The following is a 26,429-nucleotide window of genomic DNA, read 5'->3' on the forward strand; positions in this document are numbered from 1 at the left end:
TTGAAATAGGTCTCTGTGAGACCGATAATTTCTTTTTCATTTAATGGTCTGAGAGACGCTCTCCGGCTATTGTTGATAAAGGAAACTGAATCATTTATTGAGTTGGCGAAACTTTTAATGGTGTTATCCAGTTCCTGTACAATTCCTTTGGAAACCTTTCTCAAGGGATTAACGTATTTTGGATTGTTGATTGCTTTATTCTTGGTCAGGATAAAGAACAAATAACATTTATGCTCCATATACTCGCGGCCTTTAAAATGGGCGTGTGTGGCTTTTTCTAAAAAGGTGGTGTTCGGAAGTATTTCTGAAGAATAACACTTCTTCAAATAGATATCCTGCTTATGAACGACAATCCCAACGGGTAAGGATTTTAAAGCTTGAAACCAAGCACCGTGAATGTCTTCAAAATCCTTTTCGGAAAGGGAATAGATTTCTGGTAGGTTCCCTTCATAGCATAAAACTACATTGCCATTGTTGGCAAAGACGATATTGTCCTGAATATCTGCAATGGGTTGATATGCCGAAAGGTTAATCTTGTTCATAATCAATGCCTGAATTTCTTTTATTGCTAATTATGGTTGGAAAAGCCTTCTTCATGTGAAAGACTTGTGGTGTGTTATGTATTTTGGTCAAAACAATGTATAATGCAGCATTGATTATGAAGAGTCCTATAATTATCTCAAAGCTGAATGAAAAGATGATAACCAAAAGCGAAGCGAGTATGGTGACCATCATTAATGCAAACAGTGAAATAGACAGTCCAAAGATGACCGCTTGTTTTCTGATATTTTTATAGATCTCGAACGTTTTCATCGCTATACTACAATTCCGATTAGATATGTAAATATTCCTACGACAGCCCCTGCGATAAGGACGAAGACGAGCACCCGGGTAATCCCTTTTTTGAGGTCTGCATTTTCCCCGAAGAAGTGTCCTGCGTTAAATAGGAAGCCAACCAAAAAAATTGCGCCCAGAAGAAAAGGAAATATTCTCCTGATGGTATCAGAGATTTCATTGACACTATTCTCGATCCCACCAATTTGTGCAAAAAGAGAAGTCGAGAGCAATGAAAGAAAAATTGCCAAATAGAGTGATTTTTTTATAACGGAAAAGTTTAGATTTTTGATTCATTTTCGTTATTTTAAACTTACATATATTTGATTGTAATTATCTGAAAATCAATTATTTGTGAATAAAATATTATTTGATTCTGTTTGAATTCCGTTGCTATTATTTGACATCAAATTCTATGGATTTTGGAAGGTACGTTGTTGATAACCCGAAAAGTGAAAATGAAAAAAGTGCTCAAAAACGTCAGTTTTGTCTATTTGCTTCTAAAAATGTGTTTCGTTTTTGGGCAGGAAATAGGCACTCAAAAAGTAATTGTAATTGATCCCGGACACGGTGGAAAAGATTCTGGTGCGCTTGGAATAAATGGAATTAAGGAGAAGGATTTCGTACTCGATATTGCTTTGGAAATTTTGAAGGTAAACGAACAGTCGGAAATACCATTGGAAATCTATTTAACGAGATATACTGATACGCTCATTTCGCTATCGGATAGAACTAAGCTTGTCAAAGCTCTAAATGCAGATGTATTTATTTCGTTGCATTGCAATCATTCCGACAATCCAAATGCTAGAGGGATTGAAGTGTATGTGGCCAACGGGAAATCTAAATATTTTGAAGAAAGTACTTGGCTCGCTTATCAATTGCAAGCTGAGTTTAAAGATAGATTAGGTTTTGAGAGTAGGGGCGTGAAGTTTGCGAATTTTCAGGTGTTACGAGAAACTCAAGATTATTTTCCAGCTGTGCTTTTGGAATTGGGTTTTTTGAGTAATAAGGATGAAAGTAAATATTACCAAAAGTCTAAAAATTTAGTGATTACATCAAGGGTGTTATTGGAATATTTAATGAGAAATTTTAGGAAATATGGAAACTCTAGGAATCGAGATAATTAAAGTGATAAAAGAAATAATGGTGGTCATTTGGAAGGCATCACTTTTAGTATTTAGAAATCTAAAACATTGAATTTTAATTTTTTGGCAAAGTATAGCCCGTCAAAGTGCTGCTGTAGTAGAGGATCGGTCACAACGTAATCGCTACTTTCACATATTTTTTTGAAATTTGATGGATTTTTTAGATACATCGCACACACATCCAATTCATCCCTTGAAAATAATTTTTCATTCAATAACTCTCGATATTCTAAAAATTCCGCGAATCTTCTAGTGGGGTTATTAAATTCTAAATCTAATGTTTTCAGAAATATTTCTAAATCATCGATGCTTATTGACCAAGGATAAAGGTCTTCTGCAATCGGTTTATTCAGCAGGAGACCTAAATCAGATTGAACAGTTGCAAATCTTTCAGATGTTACTATAACACTGAATACATCTCTGATATAGGAAGTATCAAGGTCTTGCACCAAATTGTTACTCTTAATTGAAATATTTGGACAATTGAGAATTAGTTGTTCTACTTGATAACATTGTTCATATCCTTTTTGAATACAATGGTTAAAATCTGATTTTATCCTTTGAAAAGCTTGGGTAATATCCCTTCGAGGCTCCCTATTTCGGGATGATTTACACTCAATTATAAAAGCATTTCTATCAGCAATTATTAATAAATCTTTTTCTTCTGTATTTTCGTTAACATAGTAATTGTTGAATATTTGTAGGTGCTTCGATTTTTTGAAGAATCTTTCAAATATTTCTCTGGTATGGTTTTCTAAAATTACTTTGCCCCGTCTTAAGTTTACTTGTTCCGTTTCTTTACCTGATGCTGTGAGTGTAGTGTACAATAGACTGTATAGGGCAGTAGGCAATTGTTTTTGATAGACATTGAGATATTCGGTATCATTTATTTTTATTATTGGTTTGGAGCCTAAAGGGTTTGGTTGTGAATAGAATAAGATATCATAGACGCCATCCATTGGAAGTGAAAAAAGTTCACAAAAAATATCTACATCATTTTCATCAAACATATCGTAATAATCTGCTTTTGTAAATAAAAGACAGCTATGCGGGCGCTCATAAAAATCTAAAAAATCATTTTGAATATGTTCTGATAAATGTGAGAACTCATTAGAGAATTCATTGTTAGGTATTTCGCCATTAAAGGATTTTCTAGCGAATTTTGCAAATTCATTTTTAAAAGCAAAGGATTTGTACTTAATGGATTTTTTGCGGTAATCCTCTTCCGAATATTGAAAGATATCAATCAGGCTTTTAAATTCAATTCCTAATCTTTCCTTTATTTTATCTTGATACGGATGAAATAATCGAATCACTTTATTTAACTCTTGTTCCCTGTAATTTAAAACACCATTTTGGAAATAGTCCTTGAATGCCATTTCGTGTACAATTGTCTTGTGCCTTTCATTTTTAATTTCATCGAAATCTTTGGAATAGATATCCCCGAGATAAAAACCCACTATTTGCAAAAGAATATCAGCTACCTTTTGAAGATTTTTATCAACCTCTTCGGAAAAAATCAAAACTTCTTCACCAATTATTGGGGATGATAGCCTTAACATTATTAAATAGAGGGAATCTTTTAGCTTAGATTTTAGTTTGTGAGAAAAACCGAAATGATTTCTCTCAGGATTATGCCTAATAAAGTCTGCAAAAAAACATACAAAGCTTTCCTTTGTGTATATCGAAATGATATCCTGAATTTCAAGTGATTTTTGGCGAATATCGAAGTTTTCCAATTTATAAATTTAGCAATTGTAGGTAGGTCAGTTTCAATGGCAAAGATAAATAATTAGAGAAGAATTTAAGACTGTATCGAAATATCAATTTGATTCATAACTGGTGTATATAAATCGATGTTGTTATCTGGGGAATCAATAGATATTATCAAGCTGTATCGAACCGCATTAGTATAGCGTTCCAGTTTTTTTCTTGTTTTCCACCAACCATTTACGGGGTTAATTGCTATAATATTTCGAGTTGCAAGTTCTGCGGCACTACCTTTCCAAATATCCTTATGTACAGAACCTTTGTCTCGAATTTGAGCACCAATAATCCAAGATTCGCCGGGATAAGAACCATTGCTGTCTTCGTCCCGTGCTTCCCTGTTAACTCTTTCCCGAAAGTTCTCAAAAGATTCTCCGGCATCAATCATTTTGAACCTTAAGCCGTGGGACTGATAGTAGTACGATTGTGTATATTGTTTGTTACCCGGATTGGGTTCAATGAAATAGCACAACGTTATCGTCAAACTAACCTCGTTGTCAAAAAGCTCAGTTAAAACATCTGCGGGCCACGGTAACTCGTGCTAATGCATATCGTTAGTTTTGACGGTACTTCCATCAAGTCTATATGGTGTCAAGGATTCTTGAGCAATGAGTGTCAGCGAGTTGTTAGCACTTCTAACTGCCTTTTGAAAATCGGGAACGCCATACCCATATATTCTCAATAACTCTTTAAGTTCTGTTTTGGGGAATTCATTAATATTCCGATTACCCAGCATTTCAGGAGTCCAATTTGCAGAGTGCACTAAAAGACCTTTAATGGTTTCAGGCCATAATGTGGGATATTGAGAAGTTAGCAATGCCGCATATCTTGATACCATTCCCGTTGCACCACTCGTATCGCCAAAGCTGTATAATGGCTCTGTCCTAAAGTTTTTTCCAAGGGAAAGCAAGCGCAAAGAGTCTGGGTCGATAAGACCGTTGTTATGGATGCCATAATTACCGCCTTCCATTACCAATTCTGGTTTAATTGCCCAACCATTATCCCAAGTTAGTGAAGTACTATTGCTTGGAGACATACCTCCTGCATTGACTAATGGTGTTGCTCCTCTAAATCTATTCTGGTCAATTACTGTTTTTATTGTGTAAGCACCAATTGTAAGCACATTGAATGCTTGCCCTGGGTCGTGTATGGATTCTTCAAAATTCTTACTTGGATATTCAGAAGCATCATTAATTACGGTATTTCCACCAGAAACGCAGAAAGTGGATTTATCATTAGATATGCCTTCCTCGCCAAAAGCGATTTTATCTACCGCACTTGACCAAGAAGATGGTTTGCCTTTGTCTCGACCGTCTGTAGCCGTAATTGCCATTGTGATAACCCTCTTATTTGAAGGATTCAATATAATTGCTCTGGCAACTGCTTCTTCGGTAACAGCACCGTATAATTCAGGTTGATGTGGGTTATTGGGATGAATAAGTTTAACGGATTCAAGACGATGGAAAATTTCAATATTCGAAGTATCTTGAATGATATCAGTAAGATCGCCGTAAAGTACTGACCCAGCCATTGGAGTACCATGACCGTAGCTGTGCGTATCGGCTGTACCCCATTCAGGTTTAATAGAATCCATATTCCCTTCAGGAAGAAAATCTTCTAAAAGTGGATGCCCTCTATTAACACCAGTATCTAAAATGCAAACGATTACTGAATCGTCCGTGGTTCTATTTATTGTACGGCTTTTAAGGTCCTGAACCCAATCATTGGCATCTCCACTTTCAAGGCCTGTGAAAAAGTCTGCCGCTTCTTTTGGTTTCCTTAACTCTGCAAGTTTATCTGAATATAAAATTGTCGTCGAAAGTGTTCTCGCAGTAGTGCGCACCATACGTACAATATGTTCAGGAAACAACAATCTACGTTCAGCAACTTCAATTAGGTAGTCAAGGAAAGTATTTACAACACTTTCATCTTCACGAGTATCATTTTGAGTATTCTCTCTTCTCAACCAAATTTCCCACCACACTTCTTCATCTTGGTCTGGAAATTCAATTTCATCCTCTTGCCAAAAACTCGCTAAAGTTGCTTGCTGTATTGCAGCAATGTTATTCAACAGTTTTGTATTTCTTGGATTACCTAATGGACTATCCTTATCAGGATTTAGATAAGCTTCAATTTTATTGAGGAATTTTGAAATTCCGTTGGTGTTCAAATAAACACAAGCTCTGTATAATTTGTATTCTTGACCATCAATTATAACCTTTTCTAATTTGGAAGAAACGAATCTATGGTCGCCAGTTCTGCCATCTTCAAAACTATCAAATGCGAGTAAGCAATCCCTTTCAGAAATAAACTCCAAATAAACAAAATCATTGTCGGAATGTTGCCTAAACGACGTAACAGCCATACCCAATTGGGTCATTAGGGCATTACCGTGGGAGTTTCTATTTCTATCAATGGGGTTTACACGGTCGCGACCCGTATTTGGACTTGTGTATTGCTCGGTAGATACATACCCAGAAAGAATTATGTGTTCTAAATTTCTTGGCATTTATATATTAGTACGGGTTTTTTCTATTCTTAATGAATTTAAGAAGGTTGGTGGAAGAAACATTTTTTGAATTATGGACAATCATTTCTTTGATAGCATCGTTACAGGCATTTGAAATATCGGCAAAACTTAAACCTACTGCCTCTTTAGCGATTGCGTTTATAGATTTACCTTTTTCAATAGAGTAGCCTTTGAGCTGTACTGCAACTAGTTGCGCTATTTCTTTATCATTTGGAAGGGGATATTGAATTATATCGTCGAACCTTCTAAATAAAGCTTTATCGAGGGATTCCGGTATATTGGTAGCAGCAATTAATAAACTGTTTGACTTGTCTTTCTCAATGTTCATCAAGAAACTATTTAGAACTCTTTTTATTTCCCCAACTTCATTTCCGTAGCTTCTGTTAGAGCCAATAGAATCAAATTCATCGAATAGATAAACAGCTCTATGTTGATACATAGAGTCAAATATTAATTTTAGCTTTGAGATTGATTCTCCCATATATCTGGAAATCAATCCATCCAAACGAATTATGAATAGAGGAATTTCTAAATCTCCAGCAATGGCTTTGGCAGTCATTGTTTTTCCGCAACCAGGAGGCCCTACAAGCAATAACTTTCTTCTTGGCTCTAAATTGTGCTGTAAAAGTTGGTCAAATTTCTGCTGTTCCGAAAGGATTCGCCTTATTGCTTCCGAAACTTGCTCGGTCAAAACCATATCTTTGGTTTTGATATGTGGGCGATATACTTCAAGTAAATCTTTTAATTCCCTTTGGGCTTCATTAATTGGAAGAATTCTCGTTTTGGAAACTGAATCTAAATTTCGTTTAGACTTGATTTTTTCAATAAGCCCTTTTAGTTCTTCAGAAAGTTTGGTATTTCCTTTTTTCGCTTCAGCAGCGGCAATCTGCATTGCGGTGGTGTAAAAACGGTTCGCGTCTTCATCACCATAGCTTTGTAACAATGCCTTTATTTTTTCTGCTGCTGCCAATTTATTTTTTAACAAATGTAGTGAATTCAAAAATAGTTAGATATGAAAACTTATAATCCTTAAAAGGGATTTTTTTTCGAATTAAGTTCTCAAAAACATATTCTATTTCCTCTTATCCCCATCCCCCTCATCAAATGCAATTAAATTAAACAATTCCCTCATTCTACTCCGAACTCGGTTTCCATAGCGTTCTTCTAGTTCCTCGGCATTCAGATTGGTAGTGGCGTGCGTTTTTATTTTATATTTTGATTGAAGGTAAAGTTCATAACGGGATAAAAGAACCTCACCCATTACGTTGAGATCCTTGCCATAAAATCTTCCGGGAGGTTCAATACCCAGGTCGTCAAAACAGAAAAATTTTGTGTTCCCGTAATCCTCGATTGTTTTAAATCCGAGATGATTAAAGCTGAAAATTACATTCCTGCACGGAATCATCTCGTACGATCGTTGCATAGGCACTATATGGCGGAGTAGTTTCATCAAAGTTGTTTTTCCACATCCTACCGGCCCGGAAAGTAAGATTCCCTTATCGGGATCAATGCCATTCTTTTCGCAGTTCTCTTTATCGCAGATAAAGTAATTGCAAAGCTTAAGCAGGATATCCTTGTCCTCGTCATAAATTTTAAATTTTGCTCCGAACAGAAGCTTGCCTTTGGCATCCAGGTAAATCAGGATTTTGTCAAAATCATAAAGAACGCTTTTGCCATCGAACTTTCCAAGCGAATATTCCACGCCACCTTCGGTAATTTTAGAGGGGTTGTCCATAATCCTTGTTTTTAGTGGTTCGCAAGTTGTCCTTGATTCGGGACGCTTGTTTTTTGTTTGGTTTGTTTTCCTCGTCGAATAATTCAGTTCTATCCATCCAGTTAGTGGCCAAGGCGCGCCAATCTCGAATTTCATTTCCGTCGCTGGTTTGCCAATTCCGAGTTTCATAATGCTCGAAGAATTTTTTTCCTTCAACAGCATCAAAACTTTTTTCAATAAAAAAATTAATAACGGCCTGCCAGCCCTTTGGTTGTTTTATATTGTTTACTTGTTTGGTATTGTTTATAGTAGATACCAATGCTTGTCCACTGGTGGGATGGTGTGGGTCCACAGCTTGTCCAGAGATGGGATGGTGCTGTCCTGCTACCCGTACGTTTCTGGGACGGTACTGTTCCGTGAGCTGTTCCAATTCGGGATTGTACTGTCCCATATCCGGTTCATCAGTTGTACCGATAATGGACATCTTGATTTTACTCCCTTTGTATGGATTATTAGATGGAAAATAGGAAAGATACTCCCAAGTATCTAGGTCGGTCACGCATCTGTGATAGGTGGATTTTGAACCTATTTTGGACGCCATCATTAAATCCCTGCGATTCACATAGAATTCATCTGCAAAGCGGCTGCTGTTCCATTCCTGAAACAGCGCCATATACAAACTGATATGTGTGGGATTTAGGCGGTCATCAAAAAAAAACTTTTCAAAAGCCGCATTGAGTAGCTTTATATAGTTCATCGATTAAGAATTTAGACTGTGCTGCACACGGTTTACGGTCATTACATTTTGAATTTCCTCGGCATCGTAATAAATAATTCCGCCAACTTTAGTATAAGGTAGCGTACCATTAATGCGAAGGTTTTGAAGTGTACCTGGACTGATTTGTAGCAATTCCATTACCTCAGAGGATTTGAGGTATCTTTTTAGTTTTCCTTTTGCTTGTTTTGCTAAAAGGTTTTTAATATCATCGAGCAATTCAATTTTAAATTCTCGAAGGTCGTCGGTGGTAATAATACTTGTTGGCATTGTTTTACGGTTTTAAAAATCCCGCTGCAGGTTATAAGTTTTAAAGCAGCGGGATTAGGTTAATTTGACTTTCGTATTACAAAGTTGTATTAGATTTAATTTGATTTATCACAAGAGGATTCCCAGTACGAGAAAATTTAACAGTTTAGAATTGATGCATCAATTAGCTGTATTCAATCTCAAAAAAAATTATTCTGAGAATAATTGAGGAGAAAAAGAATGGGATTAATTAAGGGAAACGAAAAATCGGAGTTACGATTTTTTGAGAGAATTTAAATAGCATCGTCCCGGTGGATCTTTTGCTGTAATTTGATGATCAATTCTTCAAGGAACTTTGTTTTACTGCCCTTTCTTGCTTTGATTTCTGTATAGGTTTTATATACATTATCGAGTTTTATGTTGAAGTAATCTTCAAATGAGGAGGTAATTGTGCTTAATTCTACCGCACCGTTATTTAAAGCTCTGGTAGAATATAATGCATAGATTAATTCTATCAATGCAGTTTTGGAAGCGGTCCAGAGAAGCAACTGGTGCTTTTTTTCACTATAAACCGGAATACTTCCAGGCTTAATTTTTTGCATGGATTCCCTGATATAGTGAATATACTTATACATCGCCTGGATCTTTGCCCACAGCATATCATGCGAGGTAGAAAATTCAGGATATTGATAATAATTAATAGTTGGAGTAAAGGGGAAATTGTTTCTATGATTACGAGTGAAAAACTGATGGTCCAAATAGGTATGCCCCTGTTCCATATAATGAACAAAATCACTGTTCTTTGAAAAGAATTTATTAATCTTCTTTATTTCTTTCTCTAAAAATCTTATTTGGAACTCCACACCCGCCTTAGGTTTTTTCAATTCACATGCTTTTACTTCAGAAAAGTAAATAAGATAACTCATTGGAATTACCTTTACATTTTTAAAAAATGAAATTTCTATGTCTGGAGAATCGAAATCATCCTTCTCAATCAAGGCCTGCATTTGGGATAGCGTTTTATTGCAAATTGGAATCGCTCTCTCCGCCCGCTTTAATAGATCCTCCTCCTGAGAATTGATTTCATCCATCAATTTTTGAAAATCTTTTAATATCCCTTCAAACATAATTAACTCATCTTGAACGATTAAATAAAACCAAGGCAGTATTCTCAGCAAAATCTGGCAAATTAAATGGTAGGGATAATCATTTTTTTATAAGAACCAGGGAAAGACATTTATATTATCGCGATTCATTTGGTAGGAGCTCCAGCATTTCAATAGAATAATTCTCGCGTGTCTGAACATAAGAAGTCTGCTGTCTAACGGTTGCTCCTACCTTTTTCTTTTCAAAAGAAGCTGTCATTCCAAAATCAACTTTAAGAAATCCTAAGGCTTTTGTTCTTTTTATTGTTTGAAACAAAAGCTGCCTGTAAATTTGAAACTCTTCGCTATATCCGTAATCTAAACCAATATAGTTCGGGACATATGTATGGTTTAAATTTTTATAGCAGAACATAACCCCTACCGGTCTTTCAGTTTTTGTACTGAAAAATTTCTTTTTTAGACGCAGGACAATAAATTCCCAGTTTCTATTTTTGACCATTTGCTCAAAAAGGTTTTTAGGATAGGAAAAGGTATTTAAGCCCCTGTTGTTATTTTTTACATTTAGGTATAGGTCATAGAATATATCAAGATCCGTTTGCTTGGGAGATTCTTCAATGGTGATGTCAAACATCTCTTCATACGGCATAATGTCTTTCATAAAGTGTCTACGTGATCTGGAGGATAGTGTAGCTATATAATCGTCTACTGTATTCCAGCTAAAATTATCATACACACAAGAATCCGGCATATTTACTTTAAAAAAACCTTGCTCGTGTAAGATATCATTTAGATAGTTATCTGCTTGAAAATCCCTAAAAACCAACATGGTTGTTTTCAATTTTTTCTCAAGGCCTTCCAATTCAAAATGAAGTCTACTTAAGGCAGCCTTAAAGGATGGGTGAGATTTTTCCAAAAACAGATGTTCACCTTCGGTGAATAAGGACCCCATACTTAAAACGTAAGATGTTAAATAATATGGGTTCTCTTTTCTTTTTTCTTCCAGCTTAGAGGAAACTGCCGCAGGTGCCAACATATCATCCTTCCATAATGAATAGGTGAAAAAAGTAGCCAAAATAGGTTGGAAATTCTTGTCTCTTATCACAAAATAATGGAAAGACCAATTGTTCTCGGGTTTCTCCTGTTCTTTAAACACCTCCTCTATAAATTTAAGCCCCTCCCAATCAAAAGTACTTTTCTTGCCCATTAGTTTATTCCATTCCTCCTTATTGACCTTATTTATTGAATTTTCATACTGCACAATTAAATCTTCTTCCTTCTCAATACTTTGACTATTCACCTCACTTAAATTAAACGCCCTTCGTATCCTGTTATTTGAAGTATTGGTTTCTTCCAACGCCAGTGGAAAATGATAAGTCATCGCTTCTACCAGGGATTTTATCTCTGCCTTTTCATTATGTCTGGAAATGGTAATCCTAACCCCCGTATTTTTTACCGGTACTGCGGGGAAAAGACCCAAATTCACATAAAACCCCTCCTTCATAAGGCGTTGTACAAACTTATATCCTGTAACCGGCATCCCTGTGCCAATAAAAAACACGGGGGAATTGTTATATTCCACCAGCGGCAGATCTGTATTTTTCAGTAAAAAATTGAAATAATTTATTTTGTCAGCAAGTTGATTTTGTAGTTTATATATTTCCGGGGAAAGATGGATATCCGCAGATGCTGATGCAGCTGCAACCGAGGCGGGTTCGAGCTGAGCAGAAAATGTAAGTGGTCCCCCAAAATTTTTGATTTTTGAATGTAATAATTTGTCAGAACATACCAGTACGGCTCCGCTTGCTCCAAATGTTTTGCTCAAAGTACCAAATAACAGGACATTCTCCGGTAACTCTTTTAACACATCCATCACGTATCCCGTTCCGTTTTTGCCTTTCCAACTCATGCCATGTACATCGTCGAAATACAAATGGAGCTGAGGATATTTGTTGCTTAACTCTACCAATTCGGCAATTGGGGCAAAATCTCCATACATGGAATATATTCCATCTGCCATATACCATATCTTATTACATTTGGAAGAAAGGGTTTTAATTTTATCTTCCAGCATTTCTAAGTTGTTATGCCGAATCATTTCTACCGGTATCCCCCTTGTTCTTAAAATTTGTGCAGCGCTTTGAACGCTCCAATGAACCTGGTGATCCAGGATAACCCCATCTTCATCCCTAATTACACAGGGAATAACGGCCATATGCCCAAGAGTACTGTTCTTGGTAATGATTATAGGATTGTTATACATTTGGAAAATTTTCTCTTCCAATTCCCTGTATAGTGGATGAGAGATATAGGATTTTGACAAGGGAAACTGGGTACCGTATTGCCGGATGGCACTTATGGCTGCATCCTTTAACCGCTCATCCTGTTCCAACCCAAGATAACCGGTCGTTCCAAAATGAAAAAGATCCCTTGCGCTTATTCTAATTTTTCTCCCTTTAAATTCGTTACCCTCAGCGTAAAGATGCAGAACACCAGCCATTTTAGCGTTAGAGATCACATCATCTACGGTATCCAGAAAATTGTTATGTTTAATTTTTGCCATTATCCCAGTCTTTTATTCAAATTATTCATTATTAATCAACAAGCTAAGGAATTTGTTAATCAAAAATGGAAAATTGATATTTCCAGAATGAAATAATCCTTTTAAGGCAAACCAATCTCCTTTTTTGGCAAATTTTGGAGCATAGGATATAGAAATACTACATAATTTTAAAAAATCCTTTAAGTTTAATTCTTCATCCCTTATGGACAAAATGCCTTATAAAAGCTTAAAAACGTTGGTTATTGAGCTATCTCTTTCTCCTAAAACCACGAAAAAATGACTTTTGATTAATATTTTTTGTCTTAAATTGTCTTAGTTTATTGAAAAGAAATTGTAAAATGGGTAGTTTTATCGAAAATGAATTTGCAGAATTTTGGATAAGTGACGGAATTCTTTTTTTCGTTTATAAGCCCAATACTATTGTCGATTTTAAGGCCGCTGAAAAGATTGTTGCAGACAGGCTTAAACTTCAGGACGAAAAAGCCTTTCCTGTTTTTTGCGATACCCGGGGTATAAAGGATGTAAATAAAGAAGCAAGGGATTATCTCGCCAAACAAGGATCAACATTAGCAATTGCAGTAGCTTTTCTGGTTAATTTCCCATTAAATGAAGCTATAGCCCAGTTTTACGTTAAAACAAATAAACCCTTAGTCCCTACAAAAGTATTTACAATTAAGGATGAAGCAATGGATTTTCTGAAATCTTTCCTCTACTAACATTTTTGCTTTCCTTATACATCTAATGAAGGGAATTTCAAACTTATTATTAAATTTTCACTGGTATGAAAAGCGAAAAGGAAAGAATAGACCGTATCAACCGCATGATCATTGAAATGGCAAGCGGCAATTTTTCATATGAGGTCCAAAGATCAGAGCATGACGATGAGCTGGAAACCTTAGCCGTTCTTTTGAATATGATGGCTGAAGAAATGAGAGAATCTTTTCATCACTATGGATTTGTCAATTCCCGCGGTAAATATCGGCACATAGCCCAGATAACCTTTATCCTTAATCAAAACTTTAAAATTCAAACTTTTAGTGCCCTTACTGCTGAAATTTTAATTCTTCAGCCATACGAACTTTTAGGAAAATCTTTTCCCGAATTACTTACCGAAGATTCGAAAAAGGCCTGGAAAGATCTGGAACCGGCTCTAGAAAACAACACATTTAATAAAACCGTTCATTTGGATTTCCATACCCCTGACTCTCTTATCGTACCAGCATTTTGTTCTGTTTCACTCCTCTTCAATCCTGATGAGGAAAGCAAAAAAATCATTATTACTGCTGTCCAAACTGTTGTCCAAAGCGAAGAAACTGAAGCAGTTTTACAAAAAGCTATACAAAATGGAAATATGGATAACAAAGTGCGAAAAAAAGCGGGTAAACTTCGTGTTCTTCGAAGAGAATCTGATGTTGCCAGAATAAAAGAGGTGTATCTTCATATTCTGACAAATTTAGATGAACCCCTACTATCCCTAAAAGAACTTGCACATCATTTTGGCACTAACGAATTCAAGCTGAAGTATGGTTTTAAAGAACTGTATAACACAACTGTCTTCCGTTTTCAAACGGATGAACGCCTTAATAAAGCAAGTCTTTTAGTTCAAAACTCCGAAATGCCCCTCAAGACAATTGCCTCTATAACAGGCTTTAAAAGCTTCCCCCATTTCTCAAAGGCTTTTAAAAAGAAATTTGGGTACAATCCCAGTGATTTACGAAGGGTATCAAGAAAAAAATAGTATTATCCTTTCTTTATTTCCCCTTAAAAAGCCTTAATCCCTCTAAGGTAATTGTTAATCCATAACGAATAAATCCTTTTCATCACTTTTATATCATAGAAAAAAAGAAGATGATGGCTTTGAAATTCAGAACAACAGAAAAGAACTTAATGGTAGAAATAATTAGCTACCTCTTCATAGTGCTTTTTGTTTATGCCGCCGTGAGTAAGCTGCTTGATTTTGAACAATTCCGGGTACAAGTAGGTCAATCTCCACTAATAAATACCCTTGGAGATTATGTTGCCTGGGGAGTACCGGTGGTTGAAATTTCCATTTCTCTTTTGTTTTTCTTTTCAAAATTGAGATTAATTGGTCTATGGGCTTCCTTCTTTTTAATGAGCATATTTAGTGCCTATATCATTCTTGTCCTAAATTTTGCAGATGCTATTCCCTGTTCCTGCGGAGGAGTGATAGCATCCCTCTCCTGGAAAGAACATTTAGTTTTTAATATTGGTTGGTTGCTACTGGCCTTACTGGGTATTTTCCTTTCCCACAAAACTAAAGAGCCAAAGAACATTGATACCCGCCCTTTCTTAATTCAAAAAATGAAATAATTACATAAAGAATTTTGTTGCAACAAAAGCAGGGTACGCCGAAAACCTGAACACAGAGTAGGCATTTACTTTAATTTAAATATTATGAAAACTAAATTTTTATTACCTGTATTGGCAATGATTTTTGCCATTGGAATGTCGTTTACTTCCTTAGATAGCGCAGGTGATCCTAACCAGGATTACATACTGCAAGATGGTGTCTTTATGCCCTTAGGTGAGGAACTGAACTGTGGAAATGGCTCGATTGTATGTAGGGTTCAATTAGAGCCTAATGGCCAAATTTATGAAGTTTATGATTCCGTTAATCCAAGTGTCTTGAAGAAAGGAAATGGAGATATAAAAAAACTTTATTAATTTACTCTATTTAATAAGATTGCACACAGGATATCAACCCTGTGTGCAATTAATTATTTAATTAGCCTTATCTATTTTTTTATCACTCATTACAAACTCATAAAAGTTTTCTTCTTTACAATATTTATTTGCCACTTCTACTATATCTGCCACTTTAAGAGATTGAACGTAATGTTCAACTTCTACTGGATTCACTAAAGGTTGCCCGTACCTGAAATGTTCATATAACCTTTGGCTTGAAATCTTTGGTTCCTTAGCTCTCTGAAGTTTATAAAATGAATACATTCTTGCAAGACTTTCTTTTAGTTCTTTATTTGAAAACAACCCAGATTTTAGTTCTGTATAGATTTCTTTTAATTCTTTTCGGATCATTATAAAATCTTTCGGTTCACAATCTAGGTATGAAATGATTTCATAACGGTTCAAATGTTCATTATAAATTCCGGCGGCCTTCACATCATATAATGCGTAGCCTTTTTCAAAGCGCAAAGACCAAAGCTTTTGTCTTAAAATTTCCCCTAAGGCTTCTACCTTTAGTTGCTCACGCCAATCGTTTGAATCAATAGCATTTTCAATAAAGCGAGTTCCATAGCTAATGTTCTCAACTTTATAATTTCCCTGAGAGGGAAAGAGATAATAAGAGGCTCCTTGAGATATAGGCTTTGCCTCCGTAGCCTTAAATAAAACTTTTTTTGACCTATCTACATCAGGAAGATTCCCTAAATATTTTTGCACCAGTGGTAACACTTGGTTAATCTCAAAATCTCCGCTAATTAAGAAGATAAAATCACTGGCATTTCCAAAAATTTTATGATATAAATTATAGGACAGATCAAAATCTGTCTTTGCTACGCTCATAAATTGCTTTGTCCCTGATGTCGATTCTTTACCAAAGGGATCTCCTGTTATCTCACCTATTTTATTCTCAAAATCCGTAGTAATGAGACTATATGTTGGATTGATATACGCTTTATACTCTTTGGTTTTCCAGTCCTTAAATGCTAACACATTTTTATTAGGTTTTGTAAAGTACGAATAGATTAATTGTAACATGGTTTCCATATCTTCAATTGCAGCTAACCCCTTTATCCCACTTTCTTGGCCTTTCACGTAAGGAATAACATAACCAGTACCAGAACGCAAGGAGGTTGTGTCGAGGAAACGGTTTAATTCAAATTTATCAAGGCTATTTACACCTGAATTCCTAACAATTGCTGCAGCATTAATTGCTGAAAAATAACTCTCTTTAGAAAAAGAGTTTGCCCCTCTTAAAGAATATCCATGGATTTTTATTTTAGACTGAGCTGTCCTGGAAGCTGGTTTATAAGGTTTTAAAACCACTTTCACCCCATTTTTTAAAACAACTTCTCTGATACCTGATTCCCCAATTCCTGTTTTTAGATATCCTTTTTCTTTAAGCTTTTCAACCCCTTTGGCAGTCATTAGTGATACAGGTTTTTCTGGCTGCTTATATGGTTTCACGAATTTTTTGAATTCATCCTCTATTATGAAACGTACTTCTTTTTCATCCCAGAATAAAGCATTATGAAAGGAAGGAGCTATTATTCCTATATCTTCGGGTGTCTTTATAAGAAAATCACTTATAAATTGGTTTATTTCTGCCAAAGATAAACTCTCCCACATATTTTTCACATACTCATTTTTTCCTGATGGCAGCGATTCTTCATCAATATAATATTTGGAGATTTCATCTATCCAATAACTAACATTTTCTTCATTTCTCTGTTCTATCGACACTATTTGCTTTTCTCTATAACTCAACCATTCAAGATCTGACACACCATATTTTTGAAGTTGATTTAAAACTTCAATGGTTTCCCTCAGAATTTGTTTTTCCCGTTTCTTCTCCATATTTACAATCACCTCCATGGCTCGTGGCAATCCATTATGTTTTGATAGATCTGAAATTTGTACATCAAAAGATTGGTATTTATTTGTGGTGTGATAAAAGCGTTTCCCAACAATGTCCACAAGAAATTGAAATTTCAATAATTCAACAATACCTTGTTTAGTATTGGGATTACCTCTACTAGGGTTACGATAAATTAAATGGATTTTAGCAGCACTATCTTCGAGAAACTTTGAGGTATCTTTTTGTTGTTGGACCACATAGAATTGGTGGGGACAGCTAAAATATGCTGAATCACATTTAAATTTTTTCCTAATTGTTTTGGGCGGTTTTAAATTGGAAAAAGTTTCCTTTACTAACCTTTCCATTTCACCAGGATTGTCAATGTTGCCCACAATACTTATGGCCATTAAGTCGGGGCGGTACCAATCTTTATAAAAGCGTTTAAGAGCTTCCGAACTAAAATTTCCATTATATTTTATAAAATTAAACCAATCCTCATTACAAGGAAATATTTTGGAATACATCTGGTTAACGGCGGAGATTTTATTTATATCGTTTCCTTCTTTCATAAGAAATTCCTGCCGTAACTCCCCTCTTACATTATTTATGTCCTTCTCATTTAACTTGAGCCCAGTGGCAATATCCTTAAAAAATAACATCCCAACTTTCAAAGCCTCCATATTATTTTGTGGAGCATCAAAATGGAATACCGTAGCTCTTGGTCCACTGAATGCAGTTAAATCATACATTTCCATTCCTAATTTATCCATATGGTTACTATTACGTATTCCTGAGGGAAAATTTTGAGTAGCTTTAAAAGCTAAGTGTTCCACCGCATGTGCTACATTGAACTGATCATTATCCTCCTGATTCGATCCGGATTTATTGTATAGCCTCAAAAATAATTTTGATTGGGGACTAGGAATAGATTTTATGAAATAGGTAAAACCATTTGGTAAACGTCCATGCCTAATACTGTTATCTAAGGAAAGAGTATCTGGAGGCTGTTGAAATTTCTCATGTGCATCTGCAGATATTAAGCTAAAATTAAAAAGAATAGCTAATATTGAAATTTTCAAGATCTTACAATTTGGGTTTTTCACTTTAGTATCCATCATTTTGAGTTAGATTAGGATTTTTCAATCTCTCTGATTCCGGAATAGGATATAGCACATCGGTATCCTGCCACATTGGATTTTGAATATCTAAAATTTCACCAGCCGTTCCTGTACGCTTTAAATCCAGCCACCTATGCCCCCATTCTGCAAACAGTTCTTTTTTTCGTTCCTCAATAATCTTAATTAGTAAATCTTCCTTCTCAATTTCTGGATTGGCATCGGCAAGAAGCTCCAAACCTGCCCTGCCGCGAATTCTATCTAAGTCGGCTATGGCGCCTTGTAAGTTATCCAGCATCGCCCTTGATTCCGCTCTTATAAAATATTGTTCTGCCAACCGTAGCACCATTGAATATTCTGTAACAGCATCAGAACTATTTTTAATTTTGTATTTAAAAGGATAATAAACAGAAAGTCCTGAATGAAAATTAACCCAATGGGTTAAGCGGTTATCTTCACTCTCAAAAGATTTTACAAAGTTTTCTGTGAGTTTTAAATGGGATAAGACTGAAAAAAAAGGATGTATAATGAAAGTTGAACCTTCATTTGTATTTGTAAAAAAGGTACCTCCCCCTGTGGGAGATAATTGCCATATAGCCTCCCTGCTGTTCGCTAAATAAACCTCATCTAAGTTTTCAAGAATTTCAAACTTTTCATTGTTGGCAATTATTTGGCTACTCAAAGCTTCAGCCTGTTCCCAATTTTCCAAGTAAAGATTTACCCTTGCCAGAAAGGCTACTGCAGTGTACCTGTTAACATGAGTGCGCCCCTCCTGAAAATAATCGTTACCCAAAACATCTGCTGCTATTTGAAGATCATCAATAATCAACTGGTATATTTGCTCTTCAGAATCACGTGCTGCCAGAGTGTTTACCCTATAGTCTGTTGTTAAAATCATGGGGACCCCCCCATATAAGTTTACCAGGTAGAAATAGGTAAAAGCCCTGACAAACTTTGCTTCACCTTCCAATCTAATTCGGATATCCTCCGAAATGTTTTCGGACGATTCTATACCTTCCAAAAGTGCATTGGTCATATAAATTATTTTATACGCACTAGACCAAAGGTTCAGGTTCCTCGGATTACTAGGTTGAACTTCGTGAAGTTCAAATTCCCTATAGGTTAAATTTGTAGTGCGTATAGTGGTCAAATCATCCGCAGACAATCCCGATAAAACCGTTACACTATCAAACCCTCCATTGCTAAAAGATGCAATAAGTAATTGATTATAGATACCGGTCATAGCGCTAAGTGCAGTTTCCTCATTGTTAAAAACAACTTCACTCACTACTTTATGATCTGGCGCCTCCACTTCCAAAAAATCTTCACAAGATGTAAGGAAACTCATCAGTATTGTTAAAACTCCTGTTATTTTAATTGATGCTTTCATATTTTCAGTTTAAAAGTTAATTTGTATACCACCTGTTACTGTTTGTAATCCGGCAAATTGAGAACCTCCAGTAGGTACTTCTGGATCCATTCCCTCATAATTAGTGAGGGTTAATAGGTTTTGTCCATTAAGAAATATTTTGCCGTCTTTTAAACCTATTCCTTGTAAAAAATTTGAAGGTAAAGAATAGCCAATAGAGAAAGTTTTTAACCTTAGAAAAGAGGCATCCAGAAAAGGGAAAGTTGATTCCAATGCATCAAAATAAGCAACAGAAGCTTCATAAGATTGAGAAACCCTTTGAAACCCGCTGCCGGGATCCAATGCCTGAATCACTTCCTCACGTTGATTGCTCAGATTACCTGGGTTTGAAAAAGATAAACTTCCTTCCTGTTTAACAAATTCCCACAGAAAATTCACAGAGAAATTTTTAAAAGAAAAATTGTTGTTTATACCACCAAAGAATTTTCTCCCCAAATCTTGTACAACAATTCGATCTTCGTAATCTAATCTTCCATCCTGGTTGACATCCGCAACACTATAATACCCTGTTTCGGGGTCAATTCCCTGATATTGGTATAGCAGCCTTATATTTAATGGACTACCTACTTTAAATGTATTAGCATAGGAGGATTGTTCTATATCTGGATAATTCACCAGTTTATTTTTAGGCACAGTAAGGTTAAAGAAACTTTGCCAGTGGAAATTTTTAGATCTAATATTGGTAATAGCCAATTCTACCTCCCACCCAGTATTTTCTACAGTGGCAGGTAAATTAGCTTGAACCGAATTAAAGCCTGTGGTAGCTGCAAGAGGATATCCAACCAGTTGATTAGATGATCGATTGCGATACCAACTTAAAGAAAGATTTATACGATTTTGTAAAAAACCAAATTCTATAGCTGATTCCAGTTTTTTATTTATTTCCCAGGAATAGTCTGGATTTGCAAGTTGGGTTGGGTAAAGACCTCCTGGCCCTATTGTAGCTTCATAAGCATCAAGATAACCGTAATCCCCTATTTGGTCATTCCCTGTAGTACCATAGCTACCACGTAATTTTCCCAAACTCAAAAAGGAAAGGTTATTTTTCAAAAAAGGTTCTTCGGTAAATATCCAGGCACCACCTATCGCTCCAAAATTGGCAAATCGCTTTCCTGGTCCAAAACGTGATGAACCATCACGTCTTCCTGTAAGGTTTATAAAATATTTCTGGTCCAAGGAAAAGCCTAGCCTTCCAAAAATGGCAGTATAGCGGTAGGTTGTGTTTTGGTTCACAGCGTTTGAAATACTTTCTGCTGCACTTAAATTCCCAATAAGAGATTCAGAAACATATCCTTGTGCCTCTAATCCTAAACTTGTGTAGTTGCTTTCTTGAAATGTTCCCCCCAAAAGCGCGTCCAATTTTCCATTGCCAACCTTTTTTGTATATAGCAATTGAGGTTCGATAATCCAGGATTTTCTGTCTACATCAAGATTTGTTGAATTATGATCTATACTTTCCCGGTTTGCAGGGTTGTAGGATCTTTTCGGTTTTTTTAGTACTTCCGTGCTACTTAAATTTGTATAACCCAAATTTGATTTGATAGTTAACCCTTGTAAAAGTTCATAGGATACTCCTAGGCTTGAAACCAAATTGTTTGCCCGAGTTGTACTTGCATTGAAAAAACCTTCTAATGGGTTACTCCAGCCTGCTTCAGCCCAATCTTCCCAATGTAAACTGCCGTCTTCATTAAATATTTGAGGGGCATTCGGCGGTAAGTAAAATGCATTAAATGACAAGTCAGCAAACCCAACCAGGTTATTATTGTCTAATCCATAATTTACCGAAAGATCTATATTCAGTTTTTTATTATCGGAAACATGGTTTAAATTTAAACCTGTGGTTACCTTATTATAATCAAAATCCCCGGGGTATACAGTACCCTGCTTATGATAAGAACCTCCTAATCGAAAAGAGGTATTTTCATCACCGCCTGAAGTTGAAAGGTTTACATCTGTTATAGAAGAAGTGCCTCCAAAATAGAAATCCTGCCAATCTGTATATCTGTTTTGGTCCCATAAAACCAAATCAAAAGCGTTGAACTGATCAGGCTCTACTCCGTCATTTATAAAAGCTTGTTTGCGGATTTGTATGTATTGTTCCGTATTCAATAAATCCATCCGGTTTGGGACTGTAGCTGCACCTGTATATACCCTGGCTTCAAGTCCTGTCTTTTGATTTTTACCTTTTTTAGTTGTTATTAATACTACCCCATTAGCTCCCCGTGAACCATAAATTGCAGTAGCGTCAGCATCTTTTAAAACTTCAATGCTTTCAATGTTGGATACGTTTAGGGTGTTTAAAGGATCTATACCTGTATCCCCCAATAAACTATTACTTTCTATTGGAGCTGAGTTAATGGGCACTCCATTAATTATGTAAAGAGGGAAGTTCCCATCCTCACGTAAACTATTCCTACCCCGTATTCGTATGGTAGGAGCCATTCCAGGTTGGTTTCCTCCGGGAATAATTTCTACCCCTGCCATTCGTCCTTGTAGCGCCTGGATTGGACTTATTACGGGCTGCAGTTCTATTTCTTCTGCTGTCACCCTTGAGATATTCCCGGTACTTTCTCTTTTAGTGGTGCTGTAATACCCGGCATTAATTTGTACTTCCCCCAGAGAGGAGATATCCTCCTCCATCGCTACCAATATTTCCCGGCGTCCGTTAACAGGTTCTTCATGAGTTTTAAAACCTATAAATGAGAAAACAAGAACATCTTCCGGTGCTATGGCTAATGAATATTTGCCATCAATGTCTGTGGTCGAACCACTGTTTTTGCCTTTTACTATTACTGTGACACCGGGTAAAGGCATTCCCGTTTGGTCACTTACTACTCCTATTACTTCCTGCTGTAATAAAATTTTAAAATCATCATAGGAAGTATTTGCTGCCATTGCATCCATGGTAAGCATGGAAAGAAAGAGCAAAATCGAAATAAGAACGATTATCATTAACCGGCCGTAGATTTTTTTCATAATTTTGTATTGGTTATTTAAACTTTAGTTTTTATAATTAGGCCTCCTGTCTCCCCGTCAAAGTTGATTAGGAGGCCAATTTTTTACTTGAAATTTCCTTATATGGTTTTTCTCATAGGCACTTCTTTTATTAATGGTTTATTCATTTTTAATAAGCTCCTTTGTTCCCTCTAGGGGCACGGGGCCTTTCCCACCTCCTACCCGCCATTGCTGCTGTATGGGGACAGCTTTAAATGGCTCATACGGGGCTAATTCTCCCCATTATATTTGTTCACTGTTACCCTGCAAACCAATAGGACTGCATAGCCGGTGATTAAATAGAATAAGCTTTTTTTTAAATGCAAGGCTTCTAAGGCAAAAATAAAGCTGTGCTTTGAAGAAAAGTAGGTACCGCAGGAAGCCGTAATGTGTAGACACAAAAAGGCGTGGGTACTCAACTTATCACGTTAGAGGTACTGGTATACCATGCAATGATAAGAGAGCCCACGCCCGGGTCGTGAGCATCCTTGCTTATCATCTCGTTGCATAAAAATTACCAGTTTCCCAACGCGAGATTCAAAGCGAATGCTTCTAAAATTGTATTAAAAGAATCGCAATATATTAATAATGAATCAAATATATAAAAATATTTCTAATGTGGTTATATAATGCCACATTAATTATGTTAAAATTTTTGAGATTGCTCGTATAAGCACCTTTATATGAATATTGATTTATCAAATAAGGAATTCCTAATAAGATTTGGGGAAAGACTTAAAAAATTACGCCTAATCAAAAAATTGTCTTATAGACAGATGGCGCAACGGTGCGATTTAGATTATAGCTATATTAGTAAAATAGAAAAGGGTAAACACAATATCCAGTTATCTACAGTACTAGAGCTTTCTAAAGGTTTAAATATCAAGCCAAAAGAATTGTTTGATTTTGAGTTTGATATTAAGAAATATAAGATTGATATGTAGTTTAATTATAAATTTTTCCATCAAAAAGATCTCTCTTTCCAAACCCATTAAAATTAAATTTTATTGGTGTAAGTATTATTCTATTTCAAGACGTCATTAATGCATAAATAGCAACACTACAAACCGAAATATCTATGCAGATTTACTAAGACTTTCATCTTCTGTCTTAACAAAAATGAGAGAGGAAGAAGGTTATAAGGTTCCTCTCGCAACAATTTATAATATCTGTCAAAAAGAAAATATATCTCTAACCGAATTCTTTAGAAAATTTAAAAAGCAATATAGCTACCATATCAGAAATTAAGTAATACTTTTTATCATCTTTGAATTATTACCAATTCTTTTAAATAAGAATTGGTAATAATATAATATATAAGCTGCGTTTATCCCGTAACAATTTGGTATAAATGAGTATATTGCTGGGGATATAACACGTTGCATGCAATAAAACGGGCTTCTGGAAATTAAAATGGATTTTGCGGAAAGGTTACTAAAATGTGGACAACTCCTGGAATTAAATCAAGGGAGCGGACAAAGGAAGGCTCCCTTTTTCAGACTTGTGCGATTGAAATCGTTGAGAGTTTTACTATCAGAACGTTGACACGTACCAAAGTCTGAGGAAAGGTAGCGGAAAGAAACCATATTTTCTATGGAGGATTTCCGGTAATTTTACAGTTTAATTCCAGGAGTTGGACTCGTAGCCCGAATTTTTTACCAACGATGCTTTATCCAGCGCGAGAGGATAAAGACACATAAGTAAAAATAAAATCCATTTTAAAAGAAATTATTGTAGCACCCGTCTGACTTCGTAATTTTTGATTCGCATTATTAACCAAATAATGCTAAATTACTGCACGCAACGGCGCATAAGCGCCATTTGAAAAAAAACGGCGCTTATACGCAGACGTTGGGCACAATATTCACAATGAGCAGAACAAAGAAAAAATGAAAAAATTATTACTCCTACTATCAATTCTAACATCATTTTCATCTTGTGCACAGGAACTGACTTGCGCAGATTTTAAAGAAGGTGAGTTTTTGATTCCAGCAGATTCATTAAATCCTGAATCTTATAAAATTTCAAGAAAAAATGGAACACAACTTGAATTAGACGAAAATGGAGATGAAATTAAAATTAATATTAAATACAAGGATGATTGTAATTATATTTTAACCTATCAAGAATCTCAAAATTTAGATGACCTAGCTAATTACATAAATAATTCTGGAGGAATTCATATTAAAGTTTTAGAAATTAAAGGTGATACTTTGACTTATTCAGGATTAATTAAAAATGATACTTTATCATACGAAATGCCAGGAAAGTTGATAAAACTTGATTAAAAAACTAAATGGAAATAAATGTTTACCTAACCTACGCAATTTCGATAATCGCGATAATTTTATCGATTATTGCATATATTCAAAATTGGAAAATTGCCACAAGGCAATCTAGAATTGGGAGGATTGAAGAAATACTTGAAATAACTCATATTTTAAATATGAATTATAACTACTTCTACGACACCTATTTTTTTAAGGAAACTGTTTTATCCGAATTAAAAAAAAACGAAGATGAAGAAAAATACTTAAGACAGATTAAAGCTCTAACAGATATTTCTAACAAAATTGACCTTCAGAAGAAACTTTCTCGATTATACGTAATAAATAATTCATATCTCCCAAAGAAAGAATTAAAAGATAAAATTGGAGTTTTTATAGCTGTTTATTCCTCATTAGCAGGAAGTACAATCTCTGAACCTATTAGAAAAACGGATTTACCATTTAACAATTTTCCAAAACCTTGGGAATTCTTAGAATTTACACAGGAGATTCATAACGAACTGATTAGAGAAATGAATTTGGGATACAATAATAATATTTCAAACACGAACGCATACGAGAAAAAATTTAAAGAACGATATAATCTAGAATAAATACTGTGCCCAACATCGGTTAAGCGCAAATAGCGGGCAATTGAGTAAAAAGTAACATTTTAGAGACCAAGTAAAAACCAACAAAGCCGACAAGAACGTGTCCTTACTCCACACTACTTGCCTTAACCAAGACCGTTGTAAACAATGCCAGAGCAGCCAAATGCGAGAAATAAAAAAAGTAGCCAAGACCATAACAGACAAAAGTTTTAAATATAATTTATGCAATCAAAGGAAGAATACACAATGTGGATAAGAAGTCAAGACAAAAAACATTTAGTTAAATGTACATCATTTTCATTAGCAAGAAATTGGGGAGGCAAGAAAAAAAATGCCATAGTTGGTAGTGTTTCAAATGCTTCGTGGTTGGGAAAAGACGTAGTTCTCGGATTATATGACACAAATGAGATAGCTCTAAATGAATTAACGAGACTTCAAACGGAATTGATTAATAATTCTGATGTATATGAAATGAACTAAAAAATTAATCCCAATCTCTTCTGACTGAAAAGTCCGTAGCTTTAATTCTACTTTTAGAATAAGAGTAAAAGTACAAGATAAAAGTTAGCACAGTTTACAACAATGTTTGTTAACAATGTAACCAAAATTTTAACTAATACAATAATTTAAAAAAATTCAAAAAATATATGAAATCTATAAAAATATTTATTGGCATATTACTCGGATTCGCATTATCTTATATACCGAACAATTATATGGACGAGAAATATGAAAACTATGCGTTCTATCTGGTTATTGGAATAATAATTATTGG

At 35.3% G+C, this 26,429-nt stretch carries 22 protein-coding genes and 1 pseudogene; 9 read left to right on the forward strand and 14 right to left on the reverse strand.

Annotated features, from left to right (window positions below):
• Together GILLI_RS07120 and GILLI_RS07130 are read right to left on the reverse strand one after the other, a co-directional pair.
• Positions 1–542: pseudogene (locus GILLI_RS07120) on the reverse strand (DUF3875 domain-containing protein); the annotation flags it as partial.
• A gap of 273 nt (positions 543–815) precedes the next feature.
• Complete coding sequence (locus GILLI_RS07130; protein WP_040506484.1) at positions 816–1,103, reverse strand: hypothetical protein; 288 nt, start codon at positions 1,101–1,103, stop codon at positions 816–818.
• Between the two features lie 189 nt (positions 1,104–1,292).
• Here GILLI_RS07130 and GILLI_RS07135 point away from each other — a divergent pair, with 189 nt between their 5' ends.
• Positions 1,293–1,961, forward strand: coding sequence for an N-acetylmuramoyl-L-alanine amidase family protein (locus tag GILLI_RS07135; RefSeq protein ID WP_006988428.1), 669 nt, complete (start codon positions 1,293–1,295; stop codon positions 1,959–1,961).
• A gap of 50 nt (positions 1,962–2,011) precedes the next feature.
• On the opposite strand, the gene GILLI_RS07140 is transcribed toward GILLI_RS07135, so the two are convergent.
• From GILLI_RS07140 to GILLI_RS07175, 9 genes are all read right to left on the reverse strand, one after another.
• Positions 2,012–3,718 (reverse strand): NERD domain-containing protein, encoded by a 1,707-nt coding sequence (locus GILLI_RS07140; protein WP_006988429.1) that lies wholly within the window; start codon positions 3,716–3,718, stop codon positions 2,012–2,014.
• Positions 3,719–3,783: 65 nt separating this feature from the next.
• The gene (locus GILLI_RS17675) at positions 3,784–4,134 is read right to left on the reverse strand and encodes a hypothetical protein (protein ID WP_050855593.1); all 351 of its coding nucleotides are present in this window, start codon (positions 4,132–4,134) and stop codon (positions 3,784–3,786) included.
• Between the two features lie 153 nt (positions 4,135–4,287).
• The gene (locus tag GILLI_RS07145; RefSeq protein WP_050855594.1) at positions 4,288–6,255 is read right to left on the reverse strand and encodes a S8 family peptidase; all 1,968 of its coding nucleotides are present in this window, start codon (positions 6,253–6,255) and stop codon (positions 4,288–4,290) included.
• A 7-nt stretch (positions 6,256–6,262) separates the two neighbouring features.
• A complete protein-coding gene (locus GILLI_RS07150) occupies positions 6,263–7,261 on the reverse strand; it encodes an AAA family ATPase (protein WP_217179245.1) in 999 nt (332 codons plus the stop codon).
• Positions 7,262–7,348: 87 nt separating this feature from the next.
• The gene (locus GILLI_RS07155; RefSeq protein ID WP_006988431.1) at positions 7,349–8,011 is read right to left on the reverse strand and encodes a hypothetical protein; all 663 of its coding nucleotides are present in this window, start codon (positions 8,009–8,011) and stop codon (positions 7,349–7,351) included.
• Entirely contained in the window at positions 7,995–8,747 is a 753-nt protein-coding gene (locus tag GILLI_RS07160; protein WP_006988432.1) for a hypothetical protein, read from the reverse strand. Before GILLI_RS07160 ends, GILLI_RS07155 begins: the two co-directional genes overlap by 17 nt.
• A 3-nt stretch (positions 8,748–8,750) precedes the next feature.
• Entirely contained in the window at positions 8,751–9,035 is a 285-nt protein-coding gene (locus GILLI_RS07165; protein ID WP_006988433.1) for a helix-turn-helix domain-containing protein, read from the reverse strand.
• 272 nt (positions 9,036–9,307) lie between these two features.
• Positions 9,308–10,141 carry an RteC domain-containing protein gene (locus GILLI_RS07170; RefSeq protein ID WP_040506485.1) on the reverse strand — a complete coding sequence of 278 codons (834 nt, stop codon included), beginning with the start codon at positions 10,139–10,141 and terminating at the stop codon, positions 9,308–9,310.
• Positions 10,142–10,256: 115 nt separating this feature from the next.
• Positions 10,257–12,680 carry an aminotransferase class I/II-fold pyridoxal phosphate-dependent enzyme gene (locus GILLI_RS07175; RefSeq protein ID WP_006988435.1) on the reverse strand — a complete coding sequence of 808 codons (2,424 nt, stop codon included), beginning with the start codon at positions 12,678–12,680 and terminating at the stop codon, positions 10,257–10,259.
• A gap of 338 nt (positions 12,681–13,018) precedes the next feature.
• Here GILLI_RS07175 and GILLI_RS07185 point away from each other — a divergent pair, with 338 nt between their 5' ends.
• From GILLI_RS07185 to GILLI_RS07200, 4 genes are all read left to right on the forward strand, one after another.
• Positions 13,019–13,396, forward strand: a complete 378-nt coding sequence (locus GILLI_RS07185; protein WP_006988436.1) for a DUF7793 family protein — start codon at positions 13,019–13,021, stop codon at positions 13,394–13,396.
• Between the two features lie 65 nt (positions 13,397–13,461).
• Positions 13,462–14,418: a helix-turn-helix domain-containing protein gene (locus GILLI_RS17680; RefSeq protein ID WP_006988437.1), complete on the forward strand. Its 957-nt coding sequence runs from the start codon at positions 13,462–13,464 to the stop codon at positions 14,416–14,418.
• Positions 14,419–14,528: 110 nt separating this feature from the next.
• On the forward strand, positions 14,529–15,011 hold the full coding sequence (locus GILLI_RS07195) for a MauE/DoxX family redox-associated membrane protein (RefSeq protein WP_006988438.1): 483 nt from the start codon (positions 14,529–14,531) through the stop codon (positions 15,009–15,011).
• An 84-nt stretch (positions 15,012–15,095) separates the two neighbouring features.
• A complete protein-coding gene (locus tag GILLI_RS07200) occupies positions 15,096–15,365 on the forward strand; it encodes a DUF6520 family protein (RefSeq protein ID WP_006988439.1) in 270 nt (89 codons plus the stop codon).
• Between the two features lie 57 nt (positions 15,366–15,422).
• On the opposite strand, the gene GILLI_RS07205 is transcribed toward GILLI_RS07200, so the two are convergent.
• From GILLI_RS07205 to GILLI_RS07215, 3 genes are read right to left on the reverse strand one after another with little or no spacing between them, the layout of a single operon-like run.
• Positions 15,423–18,317: a M16 family metallopeptidase gene (locus GILLI_RS07205; RefSeq protein ID WP_169312727.1), complete on the reverse strand. Its 2,895-nt coding sequence runs from the start codon at positions 18,315–18,317 to the stop codon at positions 15,423–15,425.
• A gap of 25 nt (positions 18,318–18,342) precedes the next feature.
• Positions 18,343–19,743: a RagB/SusD family nutrient uptake outer membrane protein gene (locus GILLI_RS07210; RefSeq protein WP_006988441.1), complete on the reverse strand. Its 1,401-nt coding sequence runs from the start codon at positions 19,741–19,743 to the stop codon at positions 18,343–18,345.
• A 9-nt stretch (positions 19,744–19,752) separates the two neighbouring features.
• Entirely contained in the window at positions 19,753–22,758 is a 3,006-nt protein-coding gene (locus tag GILLI_RS07215; RefSeq protein WP_006988442.1) for a SusC/RagA family TonB-linked outer membrane protein, read from the reverse strand.
• A gap of 701 nt (positions 22,759–23,459) precedes the next feature.
• Between GILLI_RS07215 and GILLI_RS07220 the strand changes: the two genes are divergently transcribed.
• From GILLI_RS07220 to GILLI_RS07235, 4 genes are all read left to right on the forward strand, one after another.
• Positions 23,460–23,720, forward strand: coding sequence for a helix-turn-helix domain-containing protein (locus GILLI_RS07220; protein ID WP_006988443.1), 261 nt, complete (start codon positions 23,460–23,462; stop codon positions 23,718–23,720).
• 945 nt (positions 23,721–24,665) lie between these two features.
• Positions 24,666–25,064 carry a hypothetical protein gene (locus GILLI_RS07225; protein ID WP_006988444.1) on the forward strand — a complete coding sequence of 133 codons (399 nt, stop codon included), beginning with the start codon at positions 24,666–24,668 and terminating at the stop codon, positions 25,062–25,064.
• Between the two features lie 8 nt (positions 25,065–25,072).
• On the forward strand, positions 25,073–25,657 hold the full coding sequence (locus GILLI_RS07230; protein WP_006988445.1) for a hypothetical protein: 585 nt from the start codon (positions 25,073–25,075) through the stop codon (positions 25,655–25,657).
• 219 nt (positions 25,658–25,876) lie between these two features.
• Positions 25,877–26,134, forward strand: a complete 258-nt coding sequence (locus GILLI_RS07235; RefSeq protein ID WP_006988446.1) for a hypothetical protein — start codon at positions 25,877–25,879, stop codon at positions 26,132–26,134.
• The last annotated feature ends 295 nt before the right edge of the window (positions 26,135–26,429 follow it).

It is taken from the genome of Gillisia limnaea DSM 15749 (assembly GCF_000243235.1).
In the GTDB taxonomy this organism is placed as follows: Bacteria; Bacteroidota; Bacteroidia; order Flavobacteriales; family Flavobacteriaceae; genus Gillisia; species Gillisia limnaea.